Below are 19,828 nucleotides of genomic sequence, written 5' to 3'. Positions count from 1 at the left end.
TTGAGCCTTTCACGTTCCCGCCAGACCATCTCCGGTCCCAAAAGCCTACGCCGCGCTGCGGTTGTGCTTGCGGCTGTGTGTCTTCTTCCGATGGTCGCCGTAGCCTTGGCGGCAGTGACGGGCGGCAGTGATACGCTGGAGCATCTGGCCGACACGGTCTTGGGACGCTACACGCGGACGACCGCCTTTCTGGTCCTGCTGGTCTCGGTCGGGACGCTGATGATCGGCACCGGCGCTGCGTGGCTGGTGACCATGACGGAGTTTCCGGGGCGGAAGTTGCTGGAAATTGCGCTGGTCATCCCGCTGGCATTCCCTGCCTATGTGCTGGCTTATGCCTACACCCATATTCTGGACCATCCCGGCATCGTCCAGTCGACGCTGCGCGACGTGACGGGATGGGGGCCGCGCGACTACTGGTTTCCGGAAATCCGGTCCCTTGGCGGGGCGGCGGTGATGCTGATCCTTGTGCTCTATCCCTACGTCTACCTTCTGGCGCGGGCGGCTTTCCTTCAACAAAGCGCCACGTCGTTTCTGGCCGCACGGGCGTTGGGTAAAACGCCATGGCAGGCGTTCTTGCGTGTCTCGATCCCGATGGCGCGCCCCGCGATTGCATCGGGCGTCTTGCTGGCGGTGATGGAGACGATCGCGGATTTCGGAACCGTCGCCTATTTCGGCGTCCAAACCTTTGCCACGGGCATCTACACAAGCTGGTTTTCGCTGGGCGACAGGGCAGGGGCCGCGCAACTGGCGCTTGGGATTTTGTCGGTGGCGCTGGTGCTGGCGGTCCTTGAACGCTCGACCCGTGGACGTGCGAAATACCACGGCGGCAAGCGTCAGGAGCCGATGGCACCCATCCAGCTTACCGGCTGGGCGAAGTGGGGGGCGATGCTGCTTTGCGTCATCCCCGTGCTGTTCGGCTGGGTGCTTCCGGCGATTGCGCTGGTCATCATGGGGTTGGGTGGGGAGCAAAACCTGCTTTCGGCGCGCTACAGGGACTTTGCCCTGAACTCGGTGACGCTGGCGGGGGTCGCTGCGCTCGTCACGGTCGCAGCAGCGGTCACGCTGGGCTACCTTCAACGGCTGGATGATGGCCCGCTGTCGCGCATATCCACCTCCATTGCGCGACTTGGCTATGCGGTGCCGGGCGGGGTGATCGCCGTGGGTCTGATGGTGCCTTTCGCCAATTTCGATAACGCGCTGGATGCGTGGATGCGGGCGACGTTCGACATCTCGACCGGATTGCTGGTGACCGGCTCTATCTGGTTGCTGGTCGCGGCCTATATGATCCGCTTCCTTGCCGCCGCCTTGGGCGCGTATGAGGGCGGGCAGGTGGCGGTGAACGCGAATATGGACATGGCATCACGCGCGCTTGGGCAGACCGCGTTCGGCACCTTGCGGCGGGTGCATTTCCCGATCCTTAAACCCAGCCTTTTGACCGCGCTGCTGATCGTGTTCGTCGATGTGATGAAAGAACTGCCTGCAACGTTGATTCTGCGCCCGTTCAACTTCGACACGCTCGCCGTGCAGGCTTACCGGCTGGCATCGGATGAGCGGCTGGAGGGCGCGGCGGTGCCGTCGCTGGTGATCGTGGCTATCGGGCTGTTGCCGGTCATTCTGATCTGCCGTCAGGTGCGCCGCCGCTAACCCGCCCATGAGAAAAGGCGCGGTGGGTTGCCCATCGCGCCTTTCCCCCAGTAGCCGGGAATGTCGGGAGACTTATTCCCAACCAACTTGGTTGAAGATTTCCAAGGCCTTCGGCAGTTTCTTGGCCACAGCGGACAGGTCCACATCGTCGGCTTTGAATTCGCCAAGGCTTTGCACCGCAGAGGTCGTCTCGACGCCTTCCACGACGGGAAATTCGTCGTTACCGCCTGCAAAATACTTCTGCGCGGAGTCGGAGACGAGGTATTCGAGGAACTTGACCGCGTTTTCCTTGTTCGGTGCATTGGCCGCCACACCTCCACCCGACAGGTTCACATGCGCGCCGTTACCCTCTTGGTCGGGGAAGACCCAGCCGATCTTGTCAATATCAGCCGATACGCCATCCACATCCTGCGCCATGGCGCGGGCGAAGTAATAGGTGTTGCCGACTGCGATGGCGCATTCACCGGATACGATGCCGCGCAACTGGTCGGTATCCCCGCCTTGCGGTGCGCGGGCCATGTTGTCGACCACGCCCTGGGCCCATGCTGTCGCAGCTTCTTCACCGTCGTTTTCGATGATCGAGGCCAGCAGGGTCTGGTTGTAGGTGTTCGTGGAAGACCGGATGCAAACCTGACCTTTATAGGTAGGGTCAGCCAGCGCCGCGTAGGTTTGTGGCGGGTTTTCTACGGCGTTTTTGTCGTAGAAGATGATCCGCGCCCGCTGCGAGAATCCGAACCACTGGTTGTCGCTGTCTTGCAGGTTGGACGGCACTTTTTCTTCCAGCACATCGCTGTCGATCGATTGCAAGATACCCGCATTCTTCGCGCGCTCCAGTCGGGAGGTGTCGACGGTCAACAGCACGTCGGCAGGGGAGTTCGCCCCTTCGGCCTCGATGCGGGTGATCAGCTCGTCGCCCTTGCCTTCGATGCGGTTGATCGTGATGCCAGTGGCCTCGGTGAAGTCGGAATAGAGCTTTTCGTCGGTGTCATAGTGGCGCGAGGAATAGAGGTTTAGCTCACCTTCTGCGAGCGCGGGCAAGGCTGCGCCGAACGTGGCGGCGATCAGCAGAGAAAGCGTGAGTGGAGTTTTGGTCATAAGGTCCGTCCATCGGGTTGTTATTTCTGACTGTTTTTATTGGTTACTATATTTGTCAGAGGATGCAAGTGTTTCTGACTAAAAAGATCAGAATACGACGAGAAGCCGCCGACAAAGAAAAAGGCGGCCCCGAAAGGCCGCCAATCAGTCGTGTCTCTGGATAGCTGGGCTCAGAAGAACGCCTGAAGCCCGGTCACCGCCCGTCCCAGAATCAGGGCATGGACGTCATGCGTGCCTTCATAGGTGTTCACCGTTTCGAGGTTCACCATATGGCGCATGATCTGGTAGTCCTCCTGAATGCCGTTGCCGCCATGCATGTCCCGCGACATTCGCGCCATATCCAGCGCCTTGCCACAATTGTTGCGTTTCACGATGGAGATCATTTCCGGCGCGGCGCGTCCCTCGTCCATCAGACGGCCTACGCGCAGCGCGGCTTGCAGCCCCAGCGAAATCTCCGTCAGCATATCCGCCAGTTTCTTCTGATAAAGCTGCGTCTGCGCCAGCGGCTTGTTGAACTGCTTGCGGTCCAACCCGTATTGGCGGGCGGCCTGCATGCAGAACTCGGCCGCGCCCAGAACACCCCACGCAATACCGTAGCGGGCACGATTGAGGCAGCCGAACGGGCCTTTCAGCCCCTCGACATTCGGCAGCAGGGCGTCTTCGCCCACCGCCACATCCTTCATGACGATCTCGCCCGTGGTCGACGCCCGCAGCGACAGCTTGCCGCCGATCTTCGGCGCGGACAGTCCGTCCATGCCTTTTTCCAGCACGAAGCCGCGAATCTTGCCGCCATGTGCCTCTGACTTGGCCCAGACCACGAACACATCCGCAAAGGGCGCGTTTGAGATCCACATTTTCGACCCGTTCAGCACGTAGCCTGTGTCGGTTTTCTTGGCTGTGGTTTTCATCCCCGCAGGGTCGGAGCCTGCATCAGGCTCGGTCAAGCCGAAACAGCCGATTAGGTCGCCCGCAGCCAATCCGGGCAGGTATTTCTGCCGCTGCTCTTCGGAGCCGTAAGCGTAGATAGGATACATCACCAGCGAGGACTGCACCGACATCATCGAGCGGTAACCGGAATCCACCCGCTCGATTTCGCGCGCGACCAGCCCGTAGGTCACGTAGGACGCGCCAAGCCCGCCATATTTCTCGGGCAAAGTCAGGCCCAAAAGACCCGCTTGGCCCATCGCTTTGAAAATGCCCGGATCGACGGTTTCTTCGCGGTTGGCTTGAATGACTTTCGGCGCAAGTTCCGCATCGGCAAAACTGCGCGCCGCGTCGCGCAACATGCGCTCGTCTTCGGTCAACTGGTCTTCCAGACGGAAGGGGTCTTCCCAGTCAAAGCGGGCCATGTCGGGGGCATCTTTGGCGGATATCGGTGTGGTGACGTTCATGGGGGCATCTCCATTGGCAAAGCTTGCGCGCAGCCTATCGCCCGCTCTTGCGCGGGGCAATGCTTGACGGCGCTGCTCTCAGATGCAGCTATGTCGCATGTGAGGAGACACCCATGACCAAACTGCCCCAGTCCATCGACGATACCATCTCGCTTCTGGCAGGGCAGGACTACATCTGCGGCCGGGCGCTTGGGACAGTGGTCTTCCTCGCGCTCAAGCTGGGCCGCCCGATGTTTCTGGAAGGGGAGGCCGGGACCGGCAAGACAGAAATAGCCAAGGCCATCGCAGCAGGGCTTGGCCGCCGCCTGATCCGGCTGCAATGCTACGAAGGGCTGGACGCGGCGTCCGCAGTCTACGAGTGGAACTTCCCCGCGCAGATGGTCGCCATCCGCACCGCTGAAGCGACCGGCACCACCGACCGCGATGCCTTGCAGGCGGAGCTGTTCTCGGATGACTACCTGACCGCCCGCCCGCTGCTGGAGGCCATGCAGCCACAGGAAGGTGGCCCGCCCGTGCTGCTGATCGACGAGCTGGACCGCACCGACGCCCCGTTTGAGGCGTTCCTGATGGAGGCGCTGTCGGACTTTCAGGTCACCATCCCCGAGCTGGGCACCATCAAGGCCGCCGAGCCGCCGATCGTGATCCTGACCTCCAACCGCACGCGGGAGGTACACGATGCGCTAAAGCGCCGCTGCCTCTATCACTGGGTCGACTATCCTGACTTCGAGCGTGAGATGGCGATCCTCAGCGCCCGTGCCCCGGAGGCGAAAGAAACCCTGAGCCGAGAAATCGTAGGCTTCGTTCAAAAGCTTCGAACCGAGGATCTGTTCAAGGCCCCCGGTGTCGCGGAGACAATCGACTGGGCTAAGTGCTTGTTGGCGCTGGATGTGCTCTCCATGTCGCCGGAAGTCATCGCTGACACGCTGGGCGCGATCCTGAAATATCAGGACGACATCCAGAAAATTCAGGGCTCCGAGGCCAAGCGCATCCTCGACGAAGTCCGCGCCGAGTTAGCTGACGCGTAAAACTGGCGTGAAATCGGTATCAGGGGTAAGATAGGAACAGTTTTCAGCGGGAGGGCCCATGAATTTCGAAACCCTCGACGGCACAAAATTGATTATCTTGATGATCGCAGGAGCCGTCTTTGCTGGCGTCGGCCTCTACTTGCTTTTGCGCCCCAAACCGGAAGGTGCAGCGAAAATTGAGCTGTTCGGATTGAAGTTTGAAAGCTCCTCGGCAGGTCTGCTGGTGTTTCTGGTCGGGGCAGCGTTCCTATCGCTTCCGCTGTTTGTGAAGGAGAAAACTGCGGTGATTATGCCGATTGAGACAGCAAGGGAAGATGCCTCGTCCCGTTCCGAGCAGGATGAGCGGCGCAGCAATCCTCCGCCCCGCGCGCCGGTCACCATTCAAGAGGGTGGCGTCGTCGACGAAGACGAGCCGAATGATGATGCGAGAGTGGCGAACGCAATTTCATACGCGCAGCGCGTGAAGGGAACAGTGACAAAGGACCAACCCGACTGGTTCGTCATGGCGGTGCCGGATGAGGGGGTGGTTGGTAGTCAGCTCATGCTCAAACATGTGAATGGGTACGAGGTTCGTGTGGAGCTCTACAACACGCGGGAAGAGCATGTTGGCTGGATCAAAACGTCGAACGGGGCAAAATATTTGGACGTGACAACTGATCTTCGCGACCGGATTTATCTCAAGGTTCACACGATTTATTCTGTGGGCAACAGTAGCTACGAACTGGCAGTGGTCCCGCCGGGCTGACGCGCGTAATGGCCGAATACCTCCCCCTCGATATCCCCGAAGACGGCAAACTTGCCGACAATATCACATGGTTCGCCCGTGCGTTGCGGGCGGCAGGTATCCCTGTCGGCACGGGCCGCGTCGTCGATGCCATCCGCGCGGTCGAGGCGGTGGGGTTCACCCGAAAGCACGACTTTTACTATGTGCTGCAAGCCTGTTTCGTGTCCCGACCGGAGCACCGCGCCACATTCGCGCAGGTCTTCCGGCTGTTCTGGCGTGATCCGCGCTATCTGGAGCATATGATCGCAGCCCTCAGCCCGATGGTACGGGGGGTGAACGAGGCGCAAAAGCCCAAAGCGGCCGAGAAACGCGCGGCGGAAGCCTTGCTCGACGGGATCAACCGCGACCTCGACCTGCCCGAAGATGAAGAGCAGGGAACGGAGATCGAGATCGACGCCTCCCGCACCATGTCCAGTGAGGAGCGGCTGCGCAGTCTCGATTTCGAACAGATGAGCAATGCAGAGATGGCGGCCGCCAAGCGGATGCTGGCCAAGCTGACCCTGCCTGTGAAGCCTCTGGTGTCCCGCCGCACCCGCCTGAACCCCAACGGCACGTTGATCGACGGCCCCGCCACCTTGCGCGCGGCCATGCGGCAAGGCGGCGAGATGCAAAACTTCGCTTTGAAAGCCCGCCGTCAGCGCTGGCCCAATCTTGTCGCGCTATGCGACATTTCCGGCTCTATGTCCCAGTACTCCCGTGCGGTGCTGCACTTCCTGCACGCGGTCAGCAACGAAAAGGGCGCGGGTTGGGCAAAAATCCACGCTTTCACCTTCGGCACACGCCTGACCAACATTACCCGGCATCTGGCCACCCGCGACGTTGACGCGGCGCTGGCGGCGGCGGGGGCGCAGGCGCAGGACTGGGAGGGCGGGACCAGAATCGGCACCTGCCTGCACCAGTTCAACCGCGACTGGTCACGCAGGGTGATGGGATCGGGCGCGGTGGTTTTGCTGATAACCGATGGTTTGGACCGAGACGACCCCGAAGCGTTGGCGCATGAAATGCGCCGCCTGCGTCTGAGCGCGCGCAAGGTCATCTGGCTGAACCCGCTTCTCCGCTGGGAGGAATTCGCGCCCAAGGCGCGCGGGATCAGGGTGATGCTGCCCCATGTCGACAGCTTCCGCGCAGGTCATAACATCGCAGCACTCGAAGGGCTGGCTGAGGCAATATCGCGCCCTGATGACGCGGGCGAGAAGGACAGGCTGTTACTGGCAATAGACCGCTGATCGTCGCGGTCGGCATGGAACCCCGTCTGCTATTCGCGGGTTTGTCTACGATTCCGACCACATAAGGACTTCGAAACGATGCAACATATCGCCAAAACATCGACCGCCATGGCGCTGACTCTGGCACTCGTCACCCCGGCTTCTGCCCAGACCGGCCTGTCTGAAGAGCAGGTCTCCGAAATCTGCGCGGCCGCCAGCGCGCCTATGGTATGTGCCCAGAGCCTTCTTGATGGCGTGAGCCAAGGCACCCTTGCGCTGAACGCCGAGGGCGGAATCGAAACCCCGTTTTCGATCAACGCGGATGGGACGATCGTTCCGGAATCTCCAGCAGAGGCCGAGACGGAAGCGGAATCTGAGGCGGTAGCTGAGCCCGAACCTGAGCCCGAACCTGAGGTGGCGGCAGAATCGGAAGCCGAAGCTGAGACGGGCACCGAAACCTCGCAGCAAGAACAGCCACCTGAACCGGAAACAGCTGCCGAACCTGAAGCGGAGCCAGAAGTGACGGAGCAGGCAGAAGAGGCGCCTGAAGCTCAAGAAAACGAGCCTCAGGACGCAGCAGCCCCTGAGACGGATGCTCAGACCGATACAGCGGAGCCGACAGAGGAACCTGCACAGACCGAGACAGCAGAAACTGCTGCCGATGACCCTGAAACGGAGGCTCAACCCGAGGCCGACGCTATTACCGAGCAGCCCGACGTTGCGGCTGAGACGGAAGCGGAGGCAGAAGCAGAAGCCGAGCCAAGCGCAGAGACGGCAACATCGCCAGAGCAGCAGGAGAGCGCCACAGCTGACGGCACCGACGAAGCTGCACAAACTGACGCTGCACAAGCCGAGCAGGTCGTCCAAGAAGACACCGCCGAAAGCACGCAAGCGGCAAATGAGACGCCAGAAGTCGCCGCCACCGCAGCAGAGGGCGACGAGAGCATGGAAGAAGTCGAGGCGCAGGTCGTCACCGATGAGGACGTGCGCTCCAGTTCGGAGGATTTCGACACGTCCGCCAACGCACAGGCCGCCCCCGCTGCCACTGCCGACCAGTCTGACAGCGGCCTCAACAACTTCGAGAAGTTCGCCCTTGGTGCGGCAGGTATCGCGCTGCTGAGCCAGTTGGTCGATAACGGCGCTGATGTCGTCAGCAACTCCGGCGACCGCGTTGTGGTGCGCCGCGACAACGGCGACTATCAGGTTCTCAAGGATGATGATGTGCTGATCCGCAGGCCCGGCTCCGAGGTGCGCACCCGCACCTTTGATGACGGCTCGACCCGAACCATTGTGACGCGTCCCGATGGCTTGCAGGTGGAGACGATCCGCGCCGCTAACGGTCAGGTGCTGCGCCGAGAACGTGTTTTCCCCGATGGCCGCCGCGTGGTTCTGTTCGACGACACAACCGAGGCACAGCCTGTCGATGTATCGACCCTGCCAACACGTCGCCCTGAGCGCGCCGAGGATGCCGACTTAGACTATCTTCGCCGCGCATTGGAGGGAGAGGCGCAGCAGGACGTAGTGTTTGAGCGCCGCTTCACTCTACAACAAATCCGCCAGATCCGCGCCGTGCGCGAGCTTGTCCCCGAGATTGAGCTGTCCGCCGTGCAGTTCGATACCGGCTCTGCCGCCATTCGCGCGTCCGAGGCTGAGGAGCTACGCGATTTGGGCGTGACGATGCGTCAGCTTATCGAAGACAGCCCGAATGAGGTGTTCCTTGTGGAAGGCCACACGGATGCGGTGGGCGCGGCGGGCTACAATCTGGCATTGTCGGACCGGCGCGCGGAGTCCGTGGCGCTTGCTCTGACGGAGTATTTTGACGTCCCGCCGGAGAACATGATCGTGCAGGGCTATGGCGAGGCCAATCTGAAGGTCGTCACGCCGGAGGCCGAGCGCCAGAACCGCCGCGCGACAGTGCGCCGCATCACGCCGCTGCTGCAAAGCGCATCGCGGTAGGTTCAATCAGCAATAAGGGGCCGCGTGGCTCCCTTATTGCCGACAATTGTCATTTGCGCAAAGAGCGGGTCGCACCGCCGCTATGTACCGGGGCAAACTCTTCAAACTGTATGAACACTGTGAGGAGATCCCAAATGCACTACCATCCCTACGAACAGAGTTTTGTCGACCACGTCCGTAAAGGCGGCGCTGATGCAAACGGCCAACCTGCCGAGCGCGCAATTTCAGACGGGCAGGGTAAACCTTGCCGATCCTGCCTGAATACCATTCCAGAGGGTGCGGCCATGCTCATCCTCGCGGCGCGCCCTTTCCCCCAACCGCAGCCCTATGCCGAGACCGGCCCGATATTCCTGTGCGCCGAGCATTGCGCACCCTATGCAGGTGAAAATGTTCCGCCGGTCCTGACCTCGTCGCCGGACTACTTGATGAAGGCCTACTCCGCTGACAATCGCATCGTCGGCGGGACAGGACGGATCACACCTGCGGATGAGATCGACGCTTATGGAACAACGCTTTTCGAGCGACCGGAAGTGGCCTACATTGACGTGCGATCCGCGCGCAACAACTGCTTTCTGACAAGGATCACCCGTGACGACTGATCATTCCGACCTCAATGACATTCCGGCAATCGCCCTTGAGTGGCACCGTAACGGAACCGGTGCCGCGCTGGCAACGGTGGTCGAAACATGGGGCTCCGCGCCGCGCCCCGTCGGCTCGCAGCTGGCGATCTCGGGGCAGGGGGACATCATGGGCTCGGTCTCCGGCGGCTGCGTCGAAGGCGCCGTGGTGGTCGAGGCGATGGATGCTCTGGACGATGGCACGCCACGCCTGCTGGAATACGGCGTGTCCGATGACGAGGCCTTTGCGGTGGGGCTTGCCTGCGGAGGCACTATCCGCGTGCTGGTGGAGCCTGTGGGTAGCGCAATGCCAGAGCCGATGCTGGCAGAGCTGGTTACCGCCCGCGCCGCGTCACATCCCGTAGCGTACACGGTCGACATCCAAAGCTGGGACCGCGCCTTGAGCGGGCCAGACAGCTACCCGGACCGCTTTCGCGCCGACCGTTCTGGGTTCGAGGATAACGTCTTCGTAGCCATCCATAATCCGCCCTTGCGCATGGCGGTCATCGGGGGCGTCCACATCGCACAAAGCCTGCTACCGATGGCCCGTGCGGCTGGCTTCGCGCCAGTGCTGATCGATCCGCGCGAAGCCTTCGCAAGCGTCGCCCGCTTCCCCGACACCGACTTGGTGCATGACTGGCCCGACGCCGCACTGGATGCGTTTGCCATCGACAGTCGCACGGCGGTCGTGACGCTGACGCATGACCCCAAAATTGATGACCCTGCCATTCAGGCAGCGCTCGCATCTGATTGCTTCTATATCGGCTGCCTCGGCTCGACCCGGACCCACGCCAAACGCGTCGAACGTCTGCGAAATGCCGGTTTCAACCCCTCGCAGATTGACCGGATTCATGCACCGGTGGGGCTCGACATAGGGGCAAAATCTCCGGCTGAGATAGCGATCAGCATTATGGCGCAGATCATCCAGACCCTGCGGCAAGGCTGATGGAGTTCGGAGCCGTCCCCCTCAAGGAAGCGCTCGGCGCAATTCTGGCGCATTCCGAAGACGTGGAAGGCGGGCGCCTGCGCAAAGGCCTGGTGCTGGAACAGGTCCATCTCGACCGGCTCGCAGCCTCGGGAGTGCATGAGGTCGTCGTCGCTCGCCTTGATCCCGACGACGTACATGAAGACAAGGCGGCCGAAGCGCTTGCGCGGTCGCTGGTAGCTGATGGCGAAGAGACACGGCTGCGCCTTGGAAAAGCGGGCACAGGTCGCTGCAACATCTTCGCCGACGCCCCGGGAGTGGTCCAGATCGACGCGAATGCTATCCACGCGGTGAACTCGGTCGATCCGATGATCACCGTCTCGACGGTCCCGCCTTATCAGCGCATGACCAGCGGCGGTATGGTCGCCACGGTCAAGATCATCTCCTACGGGGTTCGGAAACAGGCACTTGAGCAGGCGCGGCAGGCAGCTCGGAACGCGTTGTGCCTCGCAACGGTGCAGTTGCAGCGCGCAAGCTTTATCGAGACCACTATTGGAGCCGTATCAGATAAGGGCGCAGCAAATATGCAAGCGAGGCTGGCGGCGCTAGGGGCGCAAATGGAAGATCCGGTCCGCTGCCCTCACGATATAGACGCACTCGCGCGGACGCTGTCCATCGTCACCGGGGATCTGATCTTGATCCTGACTGCATCCGCCACGTCGGACATTCGCGACACCGCGCCCGAGGCGCTCGGAAAGGCGGGGGGGACGGTGTCTCATTTTGGAATGCCTGTCGATCCGGGGAACCTTCTGTTTTTGGGCGAGCTGCACGGACGGCCTGTCATCGGACTTCCCGGATGTGCCCGATCGCCGGCCCTGAACGGCGCAGATTGGGTGCTTGAGCGATTGGTTTGCGGCATCCCCGTCACAGCCAGGGACATCATGGGCATGGGGGTGGGCGGTTTGCTCAAAGAGATTCCAACGCGTCCACAGCCACGCAACCCAAAGCCTGACTGACGGCTTCTTTTTTCCGGAAATACCTCCGCCGGAGGCATCCCGAGATCACAGCAATCGCAACGCTGACAGGTAGGGCTCACGCTCGCCAACCATCACCAGAATATAGCAAAGCCCCGACGGCCGTCAGGCCATCGGGGCTTTTCAATCAGGTCAGGCGCGGTGCGCTCAGGTTTTCAGCGGGCCGATCAGCATGATCATCTGGCGGCCTTCCATCTTGGGCATGTTCTCGACCTTGCCCTTGCCCTCGACATCGGCGGCTACGCGCTCAAGCAATTCGCGGCCCAAGTTCAAGTGAGCCATTTCACGGCCACGGAAGCGCAGGGTCACTTTCACCTTGTCTCCATTGTCCAGAAACTTGAACACGTTGCGCATCTTGACATCGTAATCGTTGGTGTCCGTGTTTGGGCGGAACTTGACCTCCTTGATTTCGATGATCTTCTGCTTCTTGCGTGCTTCGGCCTCTTTCTTCTGGGTCTCGTATTTGTATTTGCCGAAGTCCATGATCTTGCACACGGGCGGGTTGGCATTGGGCGAGATCTCGACAAGGTCAAGCCCGACCTCCTCGGCCATGGCCATCGCTCGGGCAGGCGTCACGACGCCTACGTTTTCACCTTCGGCGCCAATAAGGCGGATTTCATCAGCTCGGATGCGGTCGTTGACGCGCGGTCCGGTTTCACGCACGGGCGGCGCATTGTGAGGTCTGCGGGCTATGGTTGAAGTCCTTCTTATGTTTCAACTGTTTCGAGCCGTCAAAATAGAGAGACCGGACCCGTCCTACAAGTCGGTTTTCCGCCCATTTGGGGTGGAGGGGGAAAAACTATGGCAAAACTCCGTTGTAAAGCCCATTCCTTTACCATAGCTCGATGCTGGAAGCGGCATTATGTCCGCGCAATCATGGGGAATTACATATTATGCAACGTGGAATTATTGTCATTGTCGTCATCGCACTGCTCGCGGTCGGCGGTTATTTCTGGATGAATCAGAACGACGACGCCATGGACGCGGCAACTGAGGCCTCCGGCGAGGCGGCGACCTCAGTAGAGGAAGCGACCGAAACCACCGCCGAAGAGGCGTCTGAAGCCGCCGATGCCGCAGAGGCAGAGGTCGAAGCTGCCACTGAAGAGGCCAGCGACGCCGCATCCGATACAGCGGAAACGGTCGAGAGCGCCGCAGAAGAAGCTGCCGATGCTGCTTCTGACGCCGTTGCAACCGGCACCGACGCCGCGACGGACGCAGCCAACAGCTTGGCCGAAGGTGCGAGTGAAGCCGCCGACGCGACAAGCGAAGCGGCCTCCGATGCTGCAAACGCGCTGAGCGATGCGGCATCTGACGCCACCGATGCCACCACAGACGCAGCCAACGATGCAAGCGACGCAGTTTCCGACGCGGTCGATGCTACCACCGAAGCGGCCTCCGACGCAGTCGAGGCGACTACGGATGCCGCCTCCGATGCTGCTGAGGCAACTTCCGAAGCAGCGTCTGACGCAACCGACGCGGCGACCGACGCCGACGCAGCAACGCCGGAGGCGCTGACCGTGGAAGGGTTCGACTACGACAAGGTCGTCGAAATGGTTGAGAATTCCGACTTGAACCCGCTGGCAAAAACGACGCTGAAAACCAGCCTTGAGCAAGCCCGTGACAATCCCGAAAGGTTGGCCGGCATTCTCGAAGAGCTCAGAGCAGCATTGGGCCAATAAGCCCGAGGACGTCTGCCGGTTCCCCGCGGGGAACCGGCGACAAAAAAGGGCCGCGCCGGATCAACCGGCGCGGCCTTTTTTTATTTCAACGACAGGTATTTAGCCGACGAAAGCCTTCTCCACTACGTAGTGCTTGGGCTCACTGTTGGCGCCTTCTTCAAGGCCGAAACCTTCAAGAATTTCTTTCAGGTCGTTGTTCAGTCCCAATGAGCCGCATACCATCGCGCGGTCGGTCTCCGGCGTCATCGGTGGCACGCCCAGATCCTTGAATATCTCGCCGGAGCGCAGCTTGTCCGTCACGCGTCCCATTTTCGGCGACTCCTCGCGGGTGGTCGTCGGGTAGTAGACCAGCTTTTTCAGATTGTCCTCGCCAATCAATTCTCCCAGCAACTCGTCGCTGCGGATCTCTTCGATCAACTGACGGCCATATTCCAGCTCTGCCACGTCGCGGCAGGTGTGGGTGATGATGACCTCGTCGTAATCCTCGTAGGTTTGCGGGTCGCGCAATAGGGACGCGAAAGGTGCGAAGCCTGTGCCGGTGGCGAAGAACCACAACCGCTTGCCCGGAAGCAGCGCGTCATGGACGAGCGTGCCGACCGGCTTGGGCCGCAAGATGATCTGGTCGCCTACTTTGATGTGCTGCAATTTGGAGGTCAGCGGGCCGTCCTGCACCTTGATCGAGTAAAACTCCAGCTCCTCATCCCAGCTTGGCGACGCGATTGAATACGCCCGCAGCAGCGGTTTTTGCTTGCCTGTGACGGGGTCGGGGTCGCCCATCAGGCCGATCATCACGAACTCGCCCGAGCGGAACCGCAGGGATGCGGGCCGCGTCACGCGGAAGGAAAACAGACGGTCGGTCCAGTGTTTGACCTGCGTGACAGTCTGGGCGTCAGGCAGGGTCGGGACGGCTTTGACGGGTGCATTCATGTTGACTACTTCATTCATGTCGTAATTCCGGAGAGGCTTGTCACCTTTCCGGTCCTTCTAATGGGATTGCTCGGGATTTTAAATAGGACGATCAGCCGCGCAGCCGGGCCTGGTAGTTGTGGGCCTGCCAGTCGGCGCGGGCGCGCCACTGTTCTTCCGGTTGGCGGGCGGCCAGATCGTCGTCGATCTCGACCTCGTCGAAGCCACATCGACGTGCCATCGCGTATTGGTCCGCGATGACGTGACCCTTGGCCCGCAGGCGTCCGGTGAATCCCATCAGTCGCAACTGGCGCGCGATGGTGAACCCGCGACCGTCGGCGGAGCTTGGAAACGCCACGCGGATCATTTCGATGTCGCTCAGTCGGCCAGCAAGGCTGGACGGCTCGGCGTCGGACGGAAAGTCGACACAGCAGGGCGTGTCGTTTGCCGGCAGGTCCGCCAGATCGGTAAACTTGCGGTTAAATGTGTCGGGCGCGAAGCCCGTATCTGTGATGACAACGCTCATGCTGCGTCCTTCTTTCTGACGATGTTGCCATCCACGATATGGATGCCGCATTCCGATTTATCCTGTCCCCGCCAGCGACCTGCACGGGGGGCTTCGCCCGGCTGGGTCTTGGTGGTGCACGGGGCGCAGCCGATCGACGCGAACCCGCGTGCAACCAACGGGTGTCGGGGCAGGCGGTTGTTGGTGATGTAATCTTGGACGTCTTCGATGGTGAAGTGCGCCAAGGGGTTGATCTTGATGCGGTTGCTTTCGTCAGCCTCGAAGAATTCAAGCTGAGCGCGTGCGCCACCCTGAACCCGTTTACGACCGGTCACCCAAGCATCAAACCCTTGCAGGGCCATCTCCAAAGGCTCCGACTTGCGCATGGCGCAGCAGGCGTCAGGGTCGTGGCGGTAAAGCAGGGCTTCGGGATCACGCTCCAGCAGGGTCGCGCGGTCCGGTCCGGTCACGCGCACGTTCAGACCCAAGGTCGCAGCAAGCTCGGCCTGATAGGCTTTGGTTTCGGGGAACAGCATCTCCGTGTCCAGAAAGATCACGGGCACGGTGCGGTCCAGCGTGGACAGCAGATGCAACAGCACAACCGATTCCGCACCGAAAGAGCTGACCAGCGCGGTTTGGCCAACCTGAGGGTCCGTGAGCGCGTGGCGCAAGACGTCCACCGCCGCGTGTTTGCGGTAGCGGGCATTCAGTTCCGCCGCACGGTCGATTGCGGGGGCGAGAGGGGCTTCAAGCGGCATTGGCTTTTACCTCCGGATACAATTCCGCCTTGAACGGGGCCATGCCCAGCCGGCGGTAGGTGTCAATGAAGCGTTCCTCGGCGTCTGTGCGGAGGTCGAGATATGCATAGACCAGCCGCTCGACCGCGGGGACGATTTCGTCATAGGCGAAGCCCGGACCTGCGCGCTCCCCGATTGCTGCCGTCTCGGTGTGGTCGCCGCCCAGCGTGATCTGGTAGTTCTCGACGCCTGCACGGTCCAGGCCAAGGATGCCGATATGGCCCACGTGATGGTGCCCGCAGGCGTTGATGCAGCCCGAGATCTTGATCTTCAGGTCGCCGATGTCGTGCTCCAGTTTCAACTCGTCAAAGCGGGTCGCGATCTGCTGCGCCACAGGGATGGAACGGGCTGTCGCCAGTGCGCAATAGTCCATGCCGGGGCAGGCGATTATGTCGGAGATCTTGCCGATATTCGCAGTCGCCAAGCCAGCGGCCTTGAGACGTGCGTGAATTGCCGGAAGGTTCGATTTGTGTACGTGAGGCAGGATAACATTCTGCTCATGGCTGATGCGAAGTTCGTTATGTGCAAACTCGCGAGCAAGCTGTGCCATGACGCGCATCTGCTCAGACGCCGCATCCCCGGGGGTCTGGCCGTGCTTCTTGATCGAAATCGAGACGATGGAATAGTCTTCGTTCTTATGCGCGGTCAGGTTGGTATCTGCCCAAGAGCGGAACACCGGATCGGCGTGGTAGGCATCCATGAAAGCGGCGACAGAGCCGCTTTGGAAAACCGGCGGCGCAAACTGCGCTTCGATAGCTTTCAGCATCTTCTGGTCGACACCTCGGAAGAGCGGGCGCAACTCGCTGAAACGTTGCTCCACCATCTCGCGGATGGTGTCGATACCGTTCTCATGCACGGTGATCTTGATGCGTGCTTTGTACTTGTTGTCGCGGCGGCCCAGCACGTTGTAGACGCTCACGATGGCTTCGCAGTAGGGCAGCAGGTCTGCCTTTGGCAGGAAGTCCCGCAGCACTTTACCGATCATCGGCGTACGGCCCAGCCCGCCGCCAATGACGACCTCGTAGCCGGTTTCACCGTCCCGCTCGACGATACGCAGCCCGATGTCATGGGCCTTGATGACGGCGCGGTCATTGGGCGAGCCGGTCACGGCAATCTTGAACTTGCGCGGCAGGAACTGAAACTCCGGATGGTCAGTGGACCACTGGCGCAATAGCTCCGCCGTGGGGCGGGGGTCTTCGATCTCATCCCGCGCAGCACCGGCGAAATGGTCGGCGGTCACGTTTCGGATCGTGTTGCCGGAGGTCTGGATGGCGTGCATGCCGACCTCTCCCAAGGCGTCGAGCATGTCAGGCACGTCGCGCAGCTTCGGCCAATTATATTGTATGTTCTGACGGGTGGTGAAGTGGCCGTAGCCTTTGTCCCACTTGTCCGCGATGTCGGCCAGCACGTCCATCTGCTCGCCGTTCAGCGTGCCGTAGGGAATGGCCACCCGCAGCATGTAGGCGTGCAGTTGCAAATACAAACCGTTCATCAGGCGCAGCGGCTTGAATTCGTCCTCGGTCAGCGAGCCGTCGATGCGGCGTTCTACCTGTGCGCGAAACTGGGCGTTGCGTTCCGCGAGGAAGTCGCGGTCGAAGTCAGTATATTGATACATTAGATTTGCTCCTGCTTGCCATGCGCGTAGTTGGACGGCCCGCGTGTGCGAAACTCTTCGCGGAAATGGGTCGGATGGGGGATGCCGTCTTTCAAGGCGACGTCCGCCAGATAGGCGCCGACCACGACGCTGGCTTCCGACGCCCCATCAAGAAGGCGCAATGCTGCATGAGCCTCGTCTTCCAGAATTTCGGCCTCGCTCAGTTCGCGGGTCCAGCGGTCATCTGCGGCAAGATAGACGACGTCACCTTCGAGCAAGGCGTTGGCGGTGACGACTTTGGGGGTAAAGGGCTTGCTCATGACACAGCCTCCAGTTCGTGTTGTTGTGCTGCCGCCATCGCGGCACGGGGGGCGAGGCCAAGGAAGACCAGCGCGGGGCCGGACAGATTGGCGTCGGAAAGGGTTGGTTCCAGCTCTCCCAGACAGGTGGCGAGGATGCGTTGATTAGGGCGCGATGCATTTTCGATCACCGTCACGGGCGTCGCAGCGTCGACACCGTGCATCAGCAAGCGGCCTTGAATGAAACGCGCGGACTTCTTGCCCATGTAGATCGCGGCGACCTCGCCTTCACGGGCCAGCGTTTTCCAGTCGTGATCGGCGAAGCCTTTGGTGTCGTGACCCGTAATGAAGCGCACACCGGAATTGCGCCCGCGTTTGGTCAGACTTTGACCAAGGGACGCCACCGCGGCGGAGGCCGAGGTAATGCCGGGCACGATGCTCCACGCGACGCCGGAGGCTTCGCAGGCTTCGATTTCCTCGTCGAGACGCCCAAAGACGGTGGGGTCGCCGGATTTCAGCCGTACGACATGGGCACCTGCACGGGCGTGGCTGACGATCATTTCGTTGATCGCGTCCTGCGTGACCGAGGGGCCAAAGCCCTCCTTGCCTGCGGACAGCATCACAGCTTCCCGACGTGCGAGCTCCAGAATCTCAGGCGCGACGAGGCGGTCATAGATCACCACGTCGGCGGCATCCAGCGCCTTGCGGGCTTTCATCGTCAGCAAATCGGGGTCGCCGGGACCTGCACCGACCAGTTCGACATGACCTTCTTTGGCTTGTGCGTTGAGGTGTTTGCCCAAGAGTGTGTCCAGAGCCTCTTGTGCCTGCGCCTCGGTTGCGATGTCCTTGTTATAATAGTCGGCCCAGAACTCCCGACGCTTCAGTCCGAACGGAAGGGCGTCGGCCTTCGCGCGGAACGCCTTGCCGATGCGGGCCATCAGGCCAAGGCGCGGGCTTAGGCGCTCTTCGATGTCTTTTTTGATGGCGCGTGCCAGCACCGGTGCCGCGCCTTCGGTGCCGATGGCAACGACGACGGGATCGCGGTCGACCATGGCGGGCGTGATAAACTGGCTGTCTTCAAGATTGTCGACAATGTTGACCAATGCGCCATCACGATGCGCCAGATCAGCTACGCGGGCGTCTTCGGCGTCATCCTCGTTGGCCGCGTAAAACAGGCGGGCGCACAAGGCATCGCCTGCTTCCATGGAGCGATTGATCAGGGTGAGCCGCTCCTCATCGGCCCATGCCGCAATCTCGGGAGCAGCGTTTGCGGCGATGACGGTAAGGCGGGCTTCGGTCTTGAGCAGCAGCCGCAGCTTTGCAAGCGCTGCTTCGCCGCCACCGGAGACCACGACGCGGTGCCCCTCTAGGGCCATAAAAATCGGAAAGTGCTTCATCTGAGCGACCCCTCGTTTGCTTGGCTCCATATTTAGAAAAAAATCCTAATAATGCCTACCCATTCGAGAAAATAAGGAATATTGTTTTGAAAAATTAAGTAAATGGAACGCGTGTTCCGAATTGAGAGGGGAAAGCGAATGGCGGCTCAGATTGATGCAATGGATCGGAACATCCTTGCGCAGCTTCAGCAGGACGCGTCACAAAGTCTTGACGAAATTGCCCGAAAAACAGGGTCTTCCAAGACGCCTGTCTGGAACAGAATCAAGAAACTGCGGGCCGCTGGGGTGATAAAGCAGGACACCGTAGTTCTGGACCCTGAAAAGCTGGGGCTGGAGGCGTGCTTTTTTGTGCTGATCCGCACGTCCGAGCATGAAACCGACTGGCAAGACAAGTTTTTGACGACCTTGCAGGCCCGTCCTGAAGTGCTGGAAGCCCACCGTCTCGCGGGCGACATCGACTACATTCTGAAAGTGCGCGTGGCCAATGCGCGGGCTTACGACGTATTCTATCAGGCGCTGATCTCGGAGGTGCGCATCTTTAACGTGACCGCGCTTTTGTCGATGGAAGAGATCAAGTCCACCACCGCTCTACCGCTTTAACCTGCGAAGAGCCCTGCCGCCGGCGCAGGAATGACTGGAAGCACCAGTGTCGGAAGGGTGGGCGTGCATTGCTTCTCGGGGGGGGACGGGGTTGGGCCCATTGATGCTAGACAGAGCGATCTTTCCGATCAACTCCGGCGACACTGTGGGACTTACGATGCTGACCAGACTTGGCAAGAGGTCGTATAATTCGTCTATGTCTGTATCTTTCCGGTCGGTTAGAAGCACGGTCTTGACGAAGGGCGCACGCTTTTCCGCAGACAACGCCACGCTATGGGTGAGGGTGCCATTCACGCGTTCCGCCAAGATTACCAGATCGAATGCCCAAGCGCGCACATGCGCGGTGGCCATGGCCCGGCTTTCGCTGAGCACCAC

General features: G+C 60.9%; 19 protein-coding genes. 10 read left to right on the top strand and 9 right to left on the bottom strand.

Features of this window, described 5'->3' with window-relative positions; genetic code table 11:
• Nucleotides 1-27 precede the first annotated feature (27 nt).
• Nucleotides 28-1,644 carry an ABC transporter permease gene (locus THALAR_RS06020; RefSeq protein WP_407638131.1) on the top strand — a complete coding sequence of 539 codons (1,617 nt, stop codon included), beginning with the start codon at nt 28-30 and terminating at the stop codon, nt 1,642-1,644.
• 72 nt (nt 1,645-1,716) lie between these two features.
• Here the strand turns inward: THALAR_RS06020 and THALAR_RS06015 are convergent, their stop codons facing one another.
• Nucleotides 1,717-2,739, bottom strand: coding sequence for a Fe(3+) ABC transporter substrate-binding protein (locus THALAR_RS06015; protein ID WP_021100608.1), 1,023 nt, complete (start codon nt 2,737-2,739; stop codon nt 1,717-1,719).
• Between the two features lie 170 nt (nt 2,740-2,909).
• Nucleotides 2,910-4,130, bottom strand: coding sequence for an acyl-CoA dehydrogenase (locus THALAR_RS06010; protein ID WP_021100607.1), 1,221 nt, complete (start codon nt 4,128-4,130; stop codon nt 2,910-2,912).
• A gap of 113 nt (nt 4,131-4,243) precedes the next feature.
• On the opposite strand from THALAR_RS06010, the gene THALAR_RS06005 reads away from it, so the two are divergent.
• The 7 genes from THALAR_RS06005 (at nt 4,244) to THALAR_RS05975 (ending at nt 11,658) form a co-directional block, all read left to right on the top strand.
• Complete coding sequence (locus THALAR_RS06005; protein WP_021100606.1) at nt 4,244-5,155, top strand: AAA family ATPase; 912 nt, start codon at nt 4,244-4,246, stop codon at nt 5,153-5,155.
• A 58-nt stretch (nt 5,156-5,213) separates the two neighbouring features.
• Nucleotides 5,214-5,900: a hypothetical protein gene (locus tag THALAR_RS06000; protein ID WP_021100605.1), complete on the top strand. Its 687-nt coding sequence runs from the start codon at nt 5,214-5,216 to the stop codon at nt 5,898-5,900.
• 8 nt (nt 5,901-5,908) lie between these two features.
• Nucleotides 5,909-7,165, top strand: coding sequence for a vWA domain-containing protein (locus THALAR_RS05995; protein WP_021100604.1), 1,257 nt, complete (start codon nt 5,909-5,911; stop codon nt 7,163-7,165).
• 78 nt (nt 7,166-7,243) lie between these two features.
• Nucleotides 7,244-9,100, top strand: a complete 1,857-nt coding sequence (locus tag THALAR_RS05990) for an OmpA family protein (RefSeq protein WP_021100603.1) — start codon at nt 7,244-7,246, stop codon at nt 9,098-9,100.
• Between the two features lie 134 nt (nt 9,101-9,234).
• Complete coding sequence (locus tag THALAR_RS05985; protein ID WP_021100602.1) at nt 9,235-9,699, top strand: DUF1203 domain-containing protein; 465 nt, start codon at nt 9,235-9,237, stop codon at nt 9,697-9,699.
• The gene (locus THALAR_RS05980; RefSeq protein WP_021100601.1) at nt 9,689-10,663 is read left to right on the top strand and encodes an XdhC family protein; all 975 of its coding nucleotides are present in this window, start codon (nt 9,689-9,691) and stop codon (nt 10,661-10,663) included. The genes THALAR_RS05985 and THALAR_RS05980 overlap by 11 nt, the downstream gene beginning before the upstream one ends.
• Nucleotides 10,663-11,658: a molybdopterin-binding protein gene (locus THALAR_RS05975; RefSeq protein WP_021100600.1), complete on the top strand. Its 996-nt coding sequence runs from the start codon at nt 10,663-10,665 to the stop codon at nt 11,656-11,658. The genes THALAR_RS05980 and THALAR_RS05975 overlap by 1 nt, the downstream gene beginning before the upstream one ends.
• 165 nt (nt 11,659-11,823) lie before the next feature.
• Here THALAR_RS05975 and infC read toward each other — a convergent pair whose 3' ends face one another.
• Entirely contained in the window at nt 11,824-12,339 is a 516-nt protein-coding gene (gene infC / locus THALAR_RS05970; RefSeq protein WP_021100599.1) for a translation initiation factor IF-3, read from the bottom strand.
• A 230-nt stretch (nt 12,340-12,569) separates the two neighbouring features.
• On the opposite strand from infC, the gene THALAR_RS05965 reads away from it, so the two are divergent.
• On the top strand, nt 12,570-13,355 hold the full coding sequence (locus tag THALAR_RS05965; protein WP_021100598.1) for a hypothetical protein: 786 nt from the start codon (nt 12,570-12,572) through the stop codon (nt 13,353-13,355).
• Nucleotides 13,356-13,454: 99 nt separating this feature from the next.
• Here THALAR_RS05965 and THALAR_RS05960 read toward each other — a convergent pair whose 3' ends face one another.
• From THALAR_RS05960 to cysG, 6 genes are all read right to left on the bottom strand, one after another.
• Complete coding sequence (locus THALAR_RS05960) at nt 13,455-14,300, bottom strand: ferredoxin--NADP reductase (protein WP_040817290.1); 846 nt, start codon at nt 14,298-14,300, stop codon at nt 13,455-13,457.
• Nucleotides 14,301-14,373: 73 nt separating this feature from the next.
• Entirely contained in the window at nt 14,374-14,787 is a 414-nt protein-coding gene (locus THALAR_RS05955) for a DUF934 domain-containing protein (RefSeq protein WP_021100596.1), read from the bottom strand.
• A complete protein-coding gene (locus THALAR_RS05950; RefSeq protein ID WP_021100595.1) occupies nt 14,784-15,524 on the bottom strand; it encodes a phosphoadenylyl-sulfate reductase in 741 nt (246 codons plus the stop codon). Before THALAR_RS05950 ends, THALAR_RS05955 begins: the two co-directional genes overlap by 4 nt.
• The gene (locus THALAR_RS05945; RefSeq protein ID WP_021100594.1) at nt 15,514-17,178 is read right to left on the bottom strand and encodes a nitrite/sulfite reductase; all 1,665 of its coding nucleotides are present in this window, start codon (nt 17,176-17,178) and stop codon (nt 15,514-15,516) included. Before THALAR_RS05945 ends, THALAR_RS05950 begins: the two co-directional genes overlap by 11 nt.
• A complete protein-coding gene (locus THALAR_RS05940; protein WP_021100593.1) occupies nt 17,178-17,477 on the bottom strand; it encodes a DUF2849 domain-containing protein in 300 nt (99 codons plus the stop codon). Before THALAR_RS05940 ends, THALAR_RS05945 begins: the two co-directional genes overlap by 1 nt.
• Complete coding sequence (gene cysG / locus THALAR_RS05935; RefSeq protein ID WP_021100592.1) at nt 17,474-18,853, bottom strand: siroheme synthase CysG; 1,380 nt, start codon at nt 18,851-18,853, stop codon at nt 17,474-17,476. Before cysG ends, THALAR_RS05940 begins: the two co-directional genes overlap by 4 nt.
• A gap of 138 nt (nt 18,854-18,991) precedes the next feature.
• On the opposite strand from cysG, the gene THALAR_RS05930 reads away from it, so the two are divergent.
• A complete protein-coding gene (locus tag THALAR_RS05930) occupies nt 18,992-19,453 on the top strand; it encodes an Lrp/AsnC family transcriptional regulator (protein WP_021100591.1) in 462 nt (153 codons plus the stop codon).
• The last annotated feature ends 375 nt before the right edge of the window (nt 19,454-19,828 follow it).

Source organism: Litoreibacter arenae DSM 19593 (assembly GCF_000442275.2).
GTDB lineage: Bacteria > Pseudomonadota > Alphaproteobacteria > Rhodobacterales > Rhodobacteraceae > Litoreibacter > Litoreibacter arenae.
This window is presented reverse-complemented; position numbering and strand designations above follow the sequence as displayed.